The organism is Chitinophaga chungangae (assembly GCF_017742215.1).
GTDB classification, from domain to species: Bacteria; Bacteroidota; Bacteroidia; order Chitinophagales; family Chitinophagaceae; genus Chitinophaga; species Chitinophaga chungangae.
The window spans coordinates 1,210,293-1,225,185 of record NZ_JAGHKP010000003.1 but is presented as its reverse complement, the minus strand read 5'-3'; the positions used below and the strand labels follow the sequence as shown (position 1 = coordinate 1,225,185).

General features: G+C 53.5%; 13 protein-coding genes. 7 read left to right on the top strand and 6 right to left on the bottom strand.

Annotated elements, in window-relative coordinates; translation table 11 throughout:
• Positions 1 to 104: 104 nt before the first annotated feature.
• The 5 genes from J7I43_RS19325 to J7I43_RS19310 all read left to right on the top strand — a co-directional run bounded on the left by J7I43_RS19325 (position 105) and on the right by J7I43_RS19310 (position 5,031).
• Positions 105 to 434: a DMT family protein gene (locus J7I43_RS19325; protein ID WP_209147502.1), complete on the top strand. Its 330-nt coding sequence runs from the start codon at positions 105 to 107 to the stop codon at positions 432 to 434.
• A 121-nt stretch (positions 435 to 555) separates the two neighbouring features.
• Positions 556 to 3,045, top strand: a complete 2,490-nt coding sequence (locus tag J7I43_RS19320) for a PIG-L family deacetylase (protein ID WP_209147501.1) — start codon at positions 556 to 558, stop codon at positions 3,043 to 3,045.
• An 11-nt stretch (positions 3,046 to 3,056) separates the two neighbouring features.
• Entirely contained in the window at positions 3,057 to 3,209 is a 153-nt protein-coding gene (locus J7I43_RS19315) for a hypothetical protein (RefSeq protein ID WP_209147500.1), read from the top strand.
• Positions 3,209 to 3,334 carry a hypothetical protein gene (locus tag J7I43_RS24880; RefSeq protein WP_262898788.1) on the top strand — a complete coding sequence of 42 codons (126 nt, stop codon included), beginning with the start codon at positions 3,209 to 3,211 and terminating at the stop codon, positions 3,332 to 3,334. Before J7I43_RS19315 ends, J7I43_RS24880 begins: the two co-directional genes overlap by 1 nt.
• On the top strand, positions 3,331 to 5,031 hold the full coding sequence (locus J7I43_RS19310) for a sodium:solute symporter (protein ID WP_209147499.1): 1,701 nt from the start codon (positions 3,331 to 3,333) through the stop codon (positions 5,029 to 5,031). The genes J7I43_RS24880 and J7I43_RS19310 overlap by 4 nt, the downstream gene beginning before the upstream one ends.
• Before the next feature lie 71 nt (positions 5,032 to 5,102).
• Here J7I43_RS19310 and J7I43_RS19305 read toward each other — a convergent pair whose 3' ends face one another.
• The 5 genes from J7I43_RS19305 to J7I43_RS19285 form a co-directional block, all read right to left on the bottom strand.
• Positions 5,103 to 5,951: a DUF2911 domain-containing protein gene (locus J7I43_RS19305; protein ID WP_209147498.1), complete on the bottom strand. Its 849-nt coding sequence runs from the start codon at positions 5,949 to 5,951 to the stop codon at positions 5,103 to 5,105.
• Between the two features lie 118 nt (positions 5,952 to 6,069).
• Positions 6,070 to 6,729: a response regulator transcription factor gene (locus J7I43_RS19300; RefSeq protein WP_209147497.1), complete on the bottom strand. Its 660-nt coding sequence runs from the start codon at positions 6,727 to 6,729 to the stop codon at positions 6,070 to 6,072.
• Positions 6,730 to 6,747: 18 nt separating this feature from the next.
• Complete coding sequence (locus tag J7I43_RS19295) at positions 6,748 to 7,542, bottom strand: sensor histidine kinase (protein WP_209147496.1); 795 nt, start codon at positions 7,540 to 7,542, stop codon at positions 6,748 to 6,750.
• On the bottom strand, positions 7,539 to 8,183 hold the full coding sequence (locus J7I43_RS19290; protein WP_209147495.1) for a hypothetical protein: 645 nt from the start codon (positions 8,181 to 8,183) through the stop codon (positions 7,539 to 7,541). Before J7I43_RS19290 ends, J7I43_RS19295 begins: the two co-directional genes overlap by 4 nt.
• Before the next feature lie 40 nt (positions 8,184 to 8,223).
• Positions 8,224 to 8,616 (bottom strand): hypothetical protein, encoded by a 393-nt coding sequence (locus tag J7I43_RS19285; protein WP_209147494.1) that lies wholly within the window; start codon positions 8,614 to 8,616, stop codon positions 8,224 to 8,226.
• A 475-nt stretch (positions 8,617 to 9,091) separates the two neighbouring features.
• Between J7I43_RS19285 and J7I43_RS19280 the strand changes: the two genes are divergently transcribed.
• Positions 9,092 to 9,934 carry a hypothetical protein gene (locus J7I43_RS19280; protein ID WP_209147493.1) on the top strand — a complete coding sequence of 281 codons (843 nt, stop codon included), beginning with the start codon at positions 9,092 to 9,094 and terminating at the stop codon, positions 9,932 to 9,934.
• A 170-nt stretch (positions 9,935 to 10,104) separates the two neighbouring features.
• Here the strand turns inward: J7I43_RS19280 and xerD are convergent, their stop codons facing one another.
• Positions 10,105 to 11,001, bottom strand: coding sequence for a site-specific tyrosine recombinase XerD (gene xerD, locus J7I43_RS19275; RefSeq protein ID WP_209147492.1), 897 nt, complete (start codon positions 10,999 to 11,001; stop codon positions 10,105 to 10,107).
• A gap of 307 nt (positions 11,002 to 11,308) precedes the next feature.
• Between xerD and J7I43_RS19270 the strand changes: the two genes are divergently transcribed.
• Complete coding sequence (locus J7I43_RS19270) at positions 11,309 to 14,758, top strand: pyruvate carboxylase (RefSeq protein WP_209147491.1); 3,450 nt, start codon at positions 11,309 to 11,311, stop codon at positions 14,756 to 14,758.
• Positions 14,759 to 14,893 lie beyond the last annotated feature (135 nt).

The window sequence follows — 14,893 nt, the reverse complement described above, 5'->3', positions numbered from 1 at the left end:
GTAAAAATGAATGGGATACGCATGATTATATTTTATTTTATGTCCGATTATGCACATTCATTGTCCGGTGAAGAACAGCGCATAAAAAAATATTAGTTTAGTGTATGCGTACGATAATTTTGCTGCTGATCTCCAATATCTTCATGACTTTCGCATGGTATGGCCATTTGCGGAACACCAATGTTCCGCTCTGGAAAGTGGTGCTTGTGAGTTGGGGCATCGCGTTTTTTGAATATTGTTTTATGGTGCCGGCCAACCGTTTGGGTTATCTCGACGGGTTCAATGGTTTCCAGCTGAAAATGGTCCAGGAAGTGATCACGCTTACCGTGTTCTGCGTGTTTGCCGTGACGTTCCTCAAAGAGCCGCTGCGATGGAATTACCTCATTTCATTTTCGTTGTTGCTGGGCGCGGTCTATTTTATGTTCAAAAAATGATAACATTCTGCATTTCAATTCTGCACAGATTGCTGAAAACGCCTATAAATCCACCAGCGGTAAACACTTGCCGGGATAAATCACTATTTTTGACAACTTGATATAACCGGTAACTATTCCCATGTTTAAAATACGATCCGCGATCGGGTTGGCCGTTGCTTTGCTGGCTGGTCTTTCAGGCCTCCATGCGCAAACGGCGCCCGTTATGAACGCAGCAGACATACAGGTCCAACTGAAGAAACTCAACACACTCGGCAGCGTGCTGTACGTTGCCGCGCATCCTGACGATGAGAACACGCGCCTGCTGGCATACCTTGCCCGGGAAAGCTGCTACCGCACGGGTTATCTTTCGCTTACGCGCGGCGATGGCGGGCAAAACCTCATCGGCAACGAACAGGCGGAGCTGCTGGGCCTCATCCGCACGCAGGAACTGCTGGCGGCCCGCAGGATAGACGGGGCCGAACAGTTTTTTACCCGCGCCAACGATTTCGGTTTTTCCAAAAATCCTGAAGAGACCTTCACGATCTGGGACCGTAAAAAGATCCTGGGAGACGTGGTATGGGTGATCCGCAAATTCCAGCCGGATGTGATCATCTGCCGTTTCCCGGCAGACAGCCGGGCGGGGCACGGCCATCACACCGCATCGGCCATTCTCGCCGCCGAAGCGTTCACCGCCGCGGCAGACCCGAAACGATACCCCGAGCAGCTGAAAAGCGTAAAACCCTGGCAGGCGAAACGTTTGCTGTGGAACAACTACAATTTCGGCGGCAACAACAACACTTCCGAAGACCAGTTCAAAATAGACGCAGGTTCCTACAATCCGCTGCTGGGCAGGGGGTATGGCGAAATAGCCGCTGAAAGCCGCTCCCAGCATAAAAGCCAGGGCTTTGGCGTGGCATCTTCCCGCGGAACCGCCATCGAATATTTCAGCACGATCAAAGGCGCCGCGCCTGAAAAAGACCTGATGGACGGCGTGCAGACCGGTTGGGAACGTGTGGAAGGCGGAAAAAACATCGGCGAACAGATCGCCGCGGCTATAAAAAATTACAATACCGGCAACCCTGCGGCCAGCGTGCCCACGTTGCTGGCTATACGATCTTCTATATTGTCGCTGCCTGACGGTTACTGGAAAACGTTGAAACTGAAAGAAACGGAGCAGTTGATCCTCGCCTGCGCGGGTATTTGGGCGGAAGCTTTTTCCACCGCCGCGGAAGTGGTGCCCGGCGGGCAGATGGGTTATAACCTCCAGCTGATCAACCGCAGCCAGGTGCCGGTAAAATTGCGGAAAGTGACCGTCAATGGCGCGGAAGTCGCTTCCGTGCAGCAGGACCTGGTGCCGAACAAATTCGTTTCGCTGCAGAAAGATCTCACCGTTCCCGCGCAAACGCCCATCTCGCAGCCGTATTGGCTGCAGGACCCGCACGCGCTGGGCACTTACAGCATCCGCAACGAAGCGCTGATCGGCAATCCTGAAAATATTCCTTCGCTCACCGCCACTTTCCATTTCGACTTCAGTACGGACAAAGGCGTGCAGACCATCGAAGCAACGAGACCCTTCATTTTCAAATTCACCGATCCCGTAAAAGGAGAGGTGTACCGCCCGCTCGTGATAGCGCCGCCCGTGGTGGCCGAATTGGGCAACCAGGTGTACATCTACACGCAGGCCGCGCCGCAAACCGTGCCGGTGAAGATCAGGGCGATGAAAGAAAAAGTGAAGGGTTCCGTGAAACTGATGCTGCCGGCTGGTTTCAAGGCAGATCAGGCCAGCATAGCCTTCAACCTCGACCGCAAAGGCGACGAAACCGAAGTGAGCTTCCAGGTAACGCCGCTGAAAGTGAACGGGCAGAACATCACCGATACCATGACCGTTGCGCTCGACGTTAACGGGGACATCTACACGAAAAGCATCACCACCATCGAATACGACCATATTCCCGCCATCAATATTTTCCCGCCTGCCAGCGCAAGGCTGGTAACTGTGAACCTGAAATACAACGGCCGGAAGCTGGGTTACATCCCGGGCGCGGGCGATAAAGTCGCCGAATCGCTGCGCCAGGTAGGCTACAGCGTAACGCTGCTGACGGAAAAAGACATCATGAACGGCAGGCTGGAAGATTACGACGCCATCATTACCGGCGTACGGGCGTACAACACGCAGGACAGGCTGCGTTACTGGCAACCGCGCCTGATGGACTACGTGAAAAACGGCGGCACATTGGTGGTGCAATACAATACCAGCGGCGGATTGGTGACCGACCAGCTCGGGCCTTATCCCTTCAGGCTTTCGCGGGACAGGGTGACCAACGAGCAGGCGCCGGTGAAATTCCTCCGGCCGCAGGACAAACTGTTCACTTACCCGAACGCCATTACCGAAAAGGATTTCGAGGGCTGGGTGCAGGAGCGCGGGCTGTATTTCCCGGCGGACCTGAGCAGGGAATACCAGCAGCCGTTTGAAATGAACGACCCTGGCGAAAGACCGATGGACGGCTCCACCATCGTGGCCGCCTACGGCCAGGGGCGTTACATCTACACCGGTTTGAGCTTCTTCCGGCAGCTGCCCGCGGGCGTTCCGGGCGCTTACCGTTTATTCGTAAATATGCTTTCCAAATAAAAAACAGGAAAATGAGAAACGAAAGAGTGACGATATCCGCGGCCCTGTGCATCATCATCGGCCTGGTGATCGGATTTTTGATCAAAAGAGTGCATATCGGCCTGCTGATCGGTTTGGGACTGGGTTTGCTGGGCGGAGGCCTGTTATCAAAACGAGGTAAATAATGCAGGAAACACCCGAAGAAAAGCCGCCGGTATTTTCCCGCTGGTCCGCCTGGTACTGGCTGGTAGCGGGCGTACTGGCCGCTTTGATCGTTTTTTTCTATTTGTTCACTAAAAACTATTCATGAGTTTTTTAGACTGGATCGTTCTATCCTGCACCCTGATCTTCATTATCGTTTACGGCATGTGGAAAAGCCGCGGCCAGAAAGACCTGGACAGCTATTTCCTCGGCAACCGGTCTATGCCCTGGTACATCGTGCTGCTCTCTATCGTGGGCACGCAGGCCAGCGCCATCACGTTCCTGAGCGCGCCGGGCCAGGCGTACGCAGACGGTATGCGTTTCGTGCAATATTATTTCGGCCTGCCTTTGGCGATGATCGTGATCTGCATCTTTTTCGTGCCGATCTTTCACCGGCTGAAAGTGATCACGGCATATGAATACCTTGAGCAGCGCTTCGACCTGAAAACAAGAACGCTCACCAGTTTTCTTTTCCTGCTGCAGCGCGCGCTCAGCACGGGTATCAGCATTTATGCGCCGAGCATCATCCTTTCGTCTTTACTCGGTTGGAATATTTATTATACGAACTTTTTTATGGGCGGCCTGCTCATCATTTACACGATGTATGGCGGTACAAAGGCCGTGTCTTACACGCAAAGCCTGCAGCTTGCGATCATCTTCTCCGGCATGTTCCTGGCGGGATGGATGGTAATGCACCTGTTGCCGGACGATATCGGTTTTTCCGATGCGCTGCACGTGTCCGGCAAAATGGGCAAGCTGAACGTGATCGTGACGGATTTCGACATCAAAGACCGTTACAATATCTGGAGCGGCGTGATCGGCGGTTTTTTCCTGGCATTGTCTTATTTCGGTACTGACCAGAGCCAGGTGGGCCGTTACCTGACCGCTAAAACGCTTACCGAGAGCCGGATGGGGCTGCTGATGAACGGGCTGGTGAAAGTGCCCATGCAGTTCCTGATCATGCTTATCGGCGCGCTGGTGTTCGTTTTTTACCTGTATTTCCGTGCGCCGATCAACTTCAACCAGGGTTTGCTCAACCGCGTGCACAATTCCCAATATGCACCTGAAATGCAGGTGCTGGAAAAACGTTTCGATTCCCTTTCGGTGGAGAAAACTGGGTACGTCAAAGCTATGGCCGCCGCGCTGGAGACGGAAGACGAAGCCGCCGTGGAATCCATCAAAACTTCGCTGCAAGGCGCGGAAGCCGCGTCGGACACGGTGCGGAAAGAAGCGAACCAGCTGATCGAAAAGGTCGCGCCCGGCGCGGAAACCAACGATACCAATTACATCTTCCTGCATTTCGTGGTGAGCAACCTGCCTGAAGGGCTGGTCGGGCTGCTGATCGCCATCATCTTCCTCGCGTCGTGGGGCAGTATTGCGGCGGCGCTCAATTCGCTCGCCAGCACCACGATGGTAGACTTCTATCAGCGATTGTTCCGCCGTAACGGCACCGACGCCGAAAACCTGCGCGCTTCCAAAGCCTGGACGCTCATCTGGGGCGTTTTCGGCATTGCCGTGGCGCAGTTCGCCAGCGGGCTGGGCAGCCTGATCGAAGCGGTGAACATCCTGGGCTCACTGTTTTACGGCACCATTCTCGGCATTTTCGTAACGGCCTTCGCCATGAAGTTCGTAAGGGGCCATGCCGTGTTCTGGGGCGCCCTGCTGGCGGAGATCGTGGTGGTGGCGGTATTTTTTGCCGATATCGTTTCTTTCCTCTGGCTGAACCTGATCGGTTGCGCGGCGGTGATGCTGTTTGCGGGTATCTGCCAGCTGCTGCAGAATGCCATCATCAAACCTGTACGTTAATGTCACCGATATAAAAAAAAGCGGCCGCCTCATTTCGAAGCGGCCGCTTTTTATTTGAATGCCTTTCGGGCTTAGAGGGAAGCGATCAGCTTCTCGTTCAGCGCCACGTAATCGGCGTTGTTGGCTGCTTTTGCCAGCGCGATGGATTTTTCGGCAGTGGCTTTCGCTGCTGCCTTATCGCCCGCTTTGGCTTCGATCTTCGCTTTCCAGTGGTAGATCCAGAAAGCTTTTTCGTTGCCGGGCTGCTGGGTGGCCTTGGTTGCGTAATCCAGCGCGGTTTTCACGTCGCGGTTGGTTTCGTAATAATACACAGCGGCGGAGAAATAAGGTTTTTTGTCCGTTTTCATCGCCGAATCGATGGAGGCCATTACTTTGCTGTCGATATCCGCCGTGATCTCCACGGGTATCAGCGTTCTGTCCCAGCTGATCATCATCGTCATGGCATTGGGGCGAACGTCTTCGAACAGGATCATAAAAGATTGGATGGGGAAGGGCAGTTCCTGCGTTTCGGTTTTAAAACGGGCCACGTCTTCTTCTTTTTTGTAACCGTCGATGCCCCAGTTTTTCAGGCCTTTGTTGAGCACGATCTCCCAGCCTTCGGGGGAAGGAATGCCGTACATCACGTATTCGCCTGCGGGCACGGGCGTGCCGTTCAGTTTCACATCTTCCCCGAATTTGATCCGGGTGGCGGCGTTTGCACCCATGCGCCATAGTTTGCCGTAAGGCACCAGGTCGCCCATGATCACGCGGCCTTTGGCCAGCGGGCGGGAATAGGTTACTTCAACGGAAGACAGGGCAAAGTCCTGTTTGATGGTCTGGGTAGGGCTGGGCGCCGGCATCTTGATGCCCTGGGCCTGCGCTGCGCCGGCCGTCATCACACACAGCGCCACGGCGGAAAGGAACGCGGATAGTTGCTTCATAGTTCGCATATTAATTTGGTGGTAGTAAAGATTTTGCAAATGCAATTTATGCCGGTTTTGCTGAAGAAAATCGGGCAGGGGCATTAATTCTGCATAAAACGATAAAAATTCCGGCAGGTTACTCGATCAGGCCGTTGCGGAATGCGTACAGCACCAGCCCGACGGTGTTCTTCACGCTGAGCTTTTCCAGCAGTTTCTGGCGCAGGCCTTCCACGGTGCGGGAGCTGAGATAGATCTGGTCGGCTATTTCCTGGGTGGTGTATTCGTTGCAGATGAGCTTGAGCACTTCCAGCTCGCGGTCGCTGAGCTGCACTTCGTTTTTGAACGTGGGCTTGAATTGCTGCTTGTTTTTATGCAGCACTTTTTTGAGGAGGGCGAGGTTTACGTTCTCATTGAAATAAAAACCTTTGTCGAACGTGGTGCAGATGGCCTCATAGATCTCTTCCGGCTCGCTGTTTTTGAGCAGGTAGGCGTTTGCGCCGTTCTCCACGAGGTGAACGATGAAGTTATCGTCTTCGTACATGGTGAGGATGATGATCTTCACCTGGGGATATTTTTCCCGTACTTTGATGGTGGCCTGGATGCCGTCCATCTTCGGCATTTTCAGGTCCATGAGGATCACGTCCGGCTGTTGCTCCTGCATGATCTGCAGGAGGTGTTCGCCGTCTTCAGCTTCGAATACGACGTTAATGTTCTCATACGGGGTCAGCGTATTGATCACCCCGCTGCGGAAGATCTTATGGTCGTCGGCGATCGCAACCTTGATTGGCGGCAACATAATGGTTATATATTTTGCTTAAACAAGAGGCTGATAGTTCTCCACGGTGATCTCGGCCACTGTTCCGGCAGGAGAATTCTTCACAAAGGTGATGTTTCCCCCGATAATATTCAAACGGCTTTCGATATTTTTTAAGCCCAGATGGCCGGTCTTTTTCCTCGATTCCTCGAACTTATCGACGAGTTTGCCGTTGCCATCGTCTTCCACCCGGATGGTGAGCAGGGTGGGAGTGCTCTGGTAGGTGAGCTGTACATGGCGCGCTTCGGCGTGTTTAAGGATATTGTTCATCAGTTCCTGCACCACCCGGTAAACGTTCAGGGCCTTTTCCCGGTCTACGTTGTAGCTGGTGCCGTCTGTCCGGAAGGAAATGAGGATCTCCCGGTTTTTGTTCATCAGGCTGGAAAACGAATCCAGCGCGTGGCTGAGCCCGAGGTTCTCCAGCGTGGTGGGGTGCAGGCTTTGGGAGATGAACCGGAGCTGCTGGATAATGGTGTCCGCAAATTCCTTGGTTTCCCGGATCTTTTCCTTTTCCCCGTTGCCGGCCAGCTGCTGGAGGTGGTTCAGCGAGAGTTTCAGCACCGAAAGCTGGGCGCCCACTTCGTCGTGCAGGTCTTCGGCGATGCGTTTGCGCTCGGTTTCCTGCCCCTGCAGCACGGCCACGAGACGTTCTTTCTGCAGCTGCAGGTCTTTGTCTTTCAGGATGAGCTTATACTGCACTACCTGCTTTTGCTGCAAAACGACCATGATCACCACGAAAATGCCCAGGCTGAGCATCACGATCGTACCGATCAGTATAAGTTGCAGGGTATTCATGCCTTTGCTTTTTTAATCTTTTGGAGCCCAATATAAAAAAGAAAGACCTGAATTATGCCTGCGATCCATGTTAAAGCGGCGGTAATACGGTACATGGAGAGCAATACCTCGCCAGGACCGCCCTGCTGGATGATATTAAAGGAGAGGTTCAGCATGAACGAGCAGCAGTTTTCAACAAAAAGCCCGGCGTTGAACCAGAACACAGGGAGGGAGTTGATGAAAATGGACCGTTCTATAAGGCTTTCGTCCCGCATCAGCTGGAGGAAGAAAATAATAGCGTATACGATCAGGATAAACCCGCGGGTAGAGATAAATATGGAATTAAAATGCATGGGGCCTTCCAGCCAGATAAAATCCAGCAGGAAAATGACGGTGCAAACACCCAGCAGCACCTTGATGGTCTTATGCATGGCTTCGCCCTTCAGCACCCTGAGATAAAACAGGGAAAGAATGTAGAACTGGACCAGCATCATGCAGGAGATGAGGGGCATGTTGTTGCCTATCAGCCGCGCCAGCACTTCGCACCCGATCCCGTAAAAAACGGCGGAGAGAAAATAAATGTAAATGAGTCGTTGTTCTTTGTCGAACAACTTCAGTTTTAAAGTAAAGGGGATCAAAAACAGGATTTCGATCCCCAACATACAATACCAAAAAATGTGATGAAGCTCCACTAGGCAGTCTTTATCCGTTATCTGAATTCAGGGGATTCGATTTGGGGCAATCGTAGGGGCAGAAGGTGTCTGTAATAAGAATGTCTTTAGCCGGCTCGCTGTCTTTTTCAAGATGCTGCGTAGCGGAGGGAATGATGTCGTTTCCTTCCTCATCCGTTGCAACGAGCACGAAACCTTTGTCGCGTTTGCCGTCGCCGTCGATATCCATACCATAATAGATCCGCAAACCGCCAACGCCTGGTTTGTCGAGCAGTTCGTTGATCTTGTCGATGCCAAAAAAGCCCGCCAGTTTCGGGTCTTTGTGTTTTTTGCGATCGGTTTGATCGATGCGGTAGGCCTGGGTCAGTTTGGAACCTTTCACAAGGTTGATGAACCGGCCGGTTGATTTGGTGAATTTGGACATGTTTTGCCTTTTTAAGAGTTAGTTAGAAAATGTCGCCGGTAAAATTATTACAAAATCCCACTTTTCAAAGGCGGCCGGATGCGGCAAAATGGCCGGTTTCCTCCGCTGGAAATGATTTGCGGACGCGCCCACTGCGGATTCCGGAAGGTTTATACCCAAACCTGGGTATGCCCTTTTAGGGGTTTCTCCGCGTAAAATGCGTAGAAATACGCATTCGCATTTTCCGGGGTTGAACGCTTGATTGAAAACGCATTCTTATTAACCTTTGCAAAGTGACATGAAGACGTAAGGAGGAATAAGGACCGTGTTAATTCCAATACTTTTTTACACGCACTCGGGCCTTTCTACCATCGTTTGTTTCGTTAGTATGCAGAGGGCTGGCCGGTGGCCCGGATACCGGCAGGATTGAGAAGGACAGACATGAGAATAAAAGAACAGTTATCCCCAATTTATTGAAACCAAATTTGTGATCGCTATGAGTTACCTGTTGATCGGAAACATTTCTGCGTTGATCTGTGAAGAGTGTATCGAACCCCTCGCCAACGCCCGCATCCGGATCTATCTGCCAGGCACGCCTTATGGGGCGGACGAATTGGCGCGCGGCATCTTTAAAGATCTGAGGCTGCTGTCTGAAAGGGACGTGCAGGCCAAGGAAGAACGCCTGTTGGCCGAATCCCGGCTGGACGAACGGGGCAATTTCAGCATCGGTTGGGAGGAACTGCACCTGTTCACCGAGCCGTTGGAAATGGATATCTGCCTGAACGATGTTCCCGGCAGGGGGCAGGGGCAGCAGGAATGGCTGCAGTATCATCTCAGCACTTTCGTGCCGCACTGGAAACGCTCGCGCGACAAATACCTGGCCGCTTTCGCTTACGTGGTGCCTTCCGAAAAATGGTCCGCCATCCGCCGCGAGTTCGGCGCATGGGCGCTGGCCGGCACCGTCAGGCATTTTGAGACGCATGAAGCCATGAAAGGCGTGCGGGTGGAAGTGTACAACGCGCTCACGCAAAAATTGCTGGCTTTCGCTTTCACCGGCGAAAACGGCCGCTATAAAATGTATTTCAACCGCCCCCGCGGCAAATCGGGGCCGGACGTTTATTTCAAGGTATCCGGCAACCATGGCATGGTCTGGACCGAAAACCCGGACAACGCCCTGCAGCCCGAAAGACAGCAGATCGCCAATTGCACCAAAATTAACCTCGCCGTAGTGCCCGCCGCCGCGGAAAAAAAAGCGGCCCGGCTTACCGGCTGGATCAGTGACTTTATCAGTAACAAAAGCGCAAGAAGCAATTATAAAGACCGGTACGTCGTGTACTAGTCCTCCAATGTTGGAAAAGCCCCAATATACGAACAGCTGCCTACCCTCAGCCAAGCCTCAACGGGCAGCTGTTTTTTTTCTCCTTCCGCCGTTGAAGGTTCTTCAAAATCGTTTTTTTGGTTTTTTACTGGATACCCGGACGTGTATGTCCAGGCCCCGCGATGGGGCCGTCAGAAGCCCGGGTGGTACTGCTGAAGCATGTCGCGCAGGTATTCTCGGTTGAGATGGGTGTAGATCTCGGTGGTGGTAATGCTTTCGTGGCCCAGCATTTCCTGCACGGCCACCAGGTCCGCCCCGCCTTCCACCAGGTGGGTGGCGAAAGAATGCCTGAAGGTATGCGGTGAAATGGTTTTATTGATCTGCGCCTTGGCCGCCAGGTCCTTGATCATCAGAAAGATCATCACGCGGCTGAGCGCGGCGCCCCGCCGGTTGAGGAACAGCACGTCCTCATGCCCCTTTTTCACCGCCATGTGCCGGCGGGTGCTTTCGTAATACATCTCTATATATTTTACGGCGGAGCTGCCGATGGGGATCAGCCTTTCTTTATTGCCCTTGCCGATCACGCGCACGAAACCTTCGTCGAAATAAAGATGCGAGATCTGGAGGCTCACTGCTTCGCTGACGCGCAGCCCGCAGCTGTACATGGTTTCGAGGATGGCTTTGTTGCGGTGGCCTTCGGGTTTGCTGAGGTCTATCTGCCCGATGAGTTTTTCTATTTCCTCAAAGCTGAGAAAATCGGGCAGCTTGCGGCGCACTTTGGGCGCTTCCAGCAATTGGGTAGGGTCGGCCTTGATCATGTCCTGCAGCAGCAGGAACCGGAAAAACGTCTTGATTCCCGAAATGATCCTGCTTTGCGACGTGGCGGTCATGCCCAGGGAAGCGATCCACCGCACGCAGCCCTGCAGCTCTTCCAGCGTCACGTCTTCCAGGGCGAGGGGTTTGTTTTCCATAACGAGGTAACGGGTAAGCGCCAGCACGTCCCGCTCGTACGCCTCGATGGTGTTGGCGGACAGGGAGCGTTCCAGCCTGAGGTGAATCTTAAATCCGTTGATCGCTGCTTCCCACATGGCCGCAAGATAATATTCTTCTCCAAAAGCCCGCTCATCACACATTGTATAAATCCGTCATTGACGCGTCGCCCGTTATCCGCGGCCATAGCGTATCTGCTACACACCACAGGGGTTGTATTAAATATTTTTTTTATTAATGTGGATATTTTTGGACAAAACAGCTTTTATGACATGCATGTTTGAATATATTTTAGAAATCCCTTGCAATTTTTAGAAATAAACAAAGAAAAAATAGGTTTCTTTCACTACTTTTATGCCCGCTGATTTTTAGCATAAATGTTATATTGACTGCCAAACCAACGTTATGTCGGATTCGCTAAAAAGGATACACAAGCTGTTAGTAGCTAACCGCGGCGAGATTGCCGTGCGGATTTTAAGAGCAGCCTCGGAATTAAGGATAAGGACCGTGGCGATCTTCACTTATGAAGACCGTTACTCCCTCCATCGTTACAAGGCGGATGAAGCTTACCAGATCGGAAAAGACGACGAGCCCCTGAAGCCGTACCTAGACATTGAAGCCATTATTCACCTCGCTAAATCCCAGCAGGTAGACGCGATTCATCCGGGTTACGGTTTTCTCAGCGAAAACATGCATTTCGCACGCAGGTGCAAGGAGGAAGGCATCATTTTCGTTGGCCCCGACCATGAAGTAATGGCCCAGCTGGGCGACAAAGTGGCCGCCAAAACCCTTGCCCGTAAAGTAAATGTGCCTCTCATCGAAGACAGCCAGGAAAAGCTGACCGATGTGGCGACGGTAAAAAAGGAAGCCAAACGCATTGGCCTGCCCATTATCCTCAAAGCCGCAGCGGGCGGCGGCGGCCGCGGCATGCGCGTGGTGCGCGAGGAAAGCCAGCTGGAGAAATCCTTCCTGGAAGCTCGCAGCGAAGCCGGTAAAGCTTTCGGAGACGATACCATCTTCATCGAAAAGTTCATCGAAGAGCCCAAACACATCGAAGTGCAGCTGATGGGCGACAACCACGGTAACATCGTACACCTCTACGAACGCGACTGCTCCGTGCAGCGCCGTTTCCAAAAAGTGGTGGAGATCGCCCCGTCTCCCAATCTGCCCCTCGAAACACGCAATGAAATTTACGGATATGCGTTGGCGTTAGCCCGCGAAGTAAGATATAATAACGTAGGCACCGTGGAGTTCCTGGTAGACCGTCAGAACAAGGTCTATTTCATTGAAGTGAACCCGCGCATCCAGGTGGAGCATACGGTAACGGAAGAAGTGACCGGCATCGACATCGTGCGTTCGCAGATACTGATCGCCAAAGGCCATCATTTGTCCGATCCCGAGATCTTCCTCAAAAGCCAGGACGATGTGCGCCTGAACGGTTTTGCCATCCAGTGCCGCGTAACCACGGAAGACCCGGAAAATAATTTCACGCCCGATTACGGCACCGTGATCGCTTATCGCAACGCGGGCGGTTTCGGCATCCGGCTGGATGAAGGCAGCGCCTATTCCGGCGTGAAGATCTCGCCCTTCTTCGATTCCATGCTTGTAAAAGTAACGGCTTCGGGCCGTACGCTCAGCGGAGCGGCCAGCCGCCTGCTGCGCACTTTGAAAGAGTTCAGGATCAGGGGCGTGAAAACGAATATCCGCTTCCTGGAGAACGTGATCACCCACGATACTTTCCGCAAAGGCAACTGCACGGTAAGTTTCATAGACCAGCACCCGGAACTGTTCAAACTTTCGCCGATACGCGACCGCGCCACCAAAACGCTGATGTACATCGCAGACGTAACGGTGAACGGTCACCCCGACGTAAAAGGCCAGTACGACGGCCGCAAGTTCCGCACGCCGCACGTTCCTTCGTTCGACCCGCTGGCGCCCGTGCCGGAAGGCAGCCGCAACAAACTGCTGTCTATGGGCCGCGAGGAGTTCAGCAAATGGCTGCGCAACGAAAAACCGGTCTATTTTACAGACACCACTTACCGCGATGCGCACCAGAGCCTGCTGGCCACGCGCGTGCGCACCAAAGACATACTGGCCGTAGCCGAAGGTTATGCGCGCAACAACCCGCAGATCTTCTCCATGGAAGTATGGGGTGGCGCTACTTTCGACGTGGCTATGCGTTTCCTGCACGAATGCCCCTGGCGCAGGCTGCAGCTCATGCGGCAGGCCATGCCTAACGTGCTGCTCCAGATGCTGTTCCGCGGCTCCAACGCCGTAGGTTATTCCGCTTACCCGGAGAACCTCATCGCGAAGTTCATCGAAAAGGCGGCGGAAAACGGCATCGATATCTTCCGCATCTTCGATTCGCTCAACGACATCGGCGCCATGACGCCCAGCATCGGTTTTGTGCGCAACAACACCACTTCGCTGGCCCAGGCCGCCATCAGTTATACCGGCGACATCCTGAACAAGGAGAACAGCAAATACACGCTCGATTATTACCTGGACCTGGCCAAACGCCTGGAAGACGCCGGAGCGCACATGCTCTGCATAAAAGACATGGCGGGTTTGCTGAAGCCGCAAGCCGCCACCGTACTGGTCGGCGCGCTCCGCGACACCGTGAAGCTGCCGATAGTGCTGCATACGCACGATACCGCGTCTGTTCAGGCAGCCAGCTACCTGAAAGCCATCGAGGCCGGCGTGAACGTGGTGGATTGCGCCATCGCATCGCTCAGCGGGCTTACCTCGCAGCCGAACCTCAACTCCATGGCCGCCATCCTGGAAGGCCACGAGCGCAGCCAGCCCATGAACCTGGCTTCCCTCAACGAATACAGCAATTACTGGGAAGATGTGCGCGAGTACTACTATCCCTTCGAATCGGATATGAAAGCGGGCACCGCGCAGGTGTACGAAAACGAAATTCCCGGCGGTCAATATTCCAACCTGCGCCAGCAGGCGGAATCGCTCGGTCTTGGCGACAAGCTGGAAACCATCAAGCACAACTACGCCGTGGTGAACCAGCTGTTCGGCGACATCGTGAAAGTAACGCCCAGCTCGAAAGTAGTGGGAGACATGGCGCTGTTCATGACTTCCAACAACCTTACCGCCGCCGATGTGATGGACGAAACGCGCAACCTGGCGTTCCCCGCGTCTGTGCAGGGTTTCTTCAAAGGCGAGATCGGTCAGCCCTACGGCGGGTTCCCGCAGCCGCTGCAAAAGATCGTGCTGAAAGGGCAGGAACCGCTGAAAGGCAAACCTAACGCGCATCTCGCGGCAGTGGACTTCGACAGCGACTTTGCCGCCTTCCAGCTGAAATACCCGCTGGCCGAGTTCCTGGATTACCTGAGCTATCATATGTTCCCGAAAGTGTTCGAGGAATATTACCAGCACGCCCAGATCTTCGGCAACGTGGAAGCAATTCCCACACCGGCGTTTTTCTACGGCCTGAGGCTGGGAGAGGAGATCCTGATCACGCTTGGCAAGGGCAAGACCATCATCGTAAAACTGCTGTATGTGCTGCCTGCCGACGAAAGCGGCATGCGTACCGTAGTGTTTGAGCTGAACGGTTATACCCGCCGTGTGCAGGTGCGCGACCGCGCGGTGAAAAGCGAAGTGCCGGTCAATAAAAAAGTGAGCAATCCCGAGCAGGAAGTGGGCGCGCCTTTGCAGGGCAAACTTTCGAAAGTGCTGGTAAAATCCGGCGACGCGATCAGCGCCAACACGCCGCTGTTCATCATCGAAGCGATGAAGATGGAAACAACGGTAACGGCCACACGCGATACGAAAGTGAAGACCATCCACCTGCGTGAAGGCACGATGGTGCAGCAGGATGACCTGGTGGTGGAGTTAGAGTAAGAAAGAGAATTATGTTGATAAAAATGAAGCCCCGGCGGAATGCCGGGGCTTTTTTCATGTTTGTATTCTTCCGGCAAAAAAGAAACGGCCTCCCTTTGAGGGGAGACCGCCTTATTATTTCAGGTTGAGAACTTT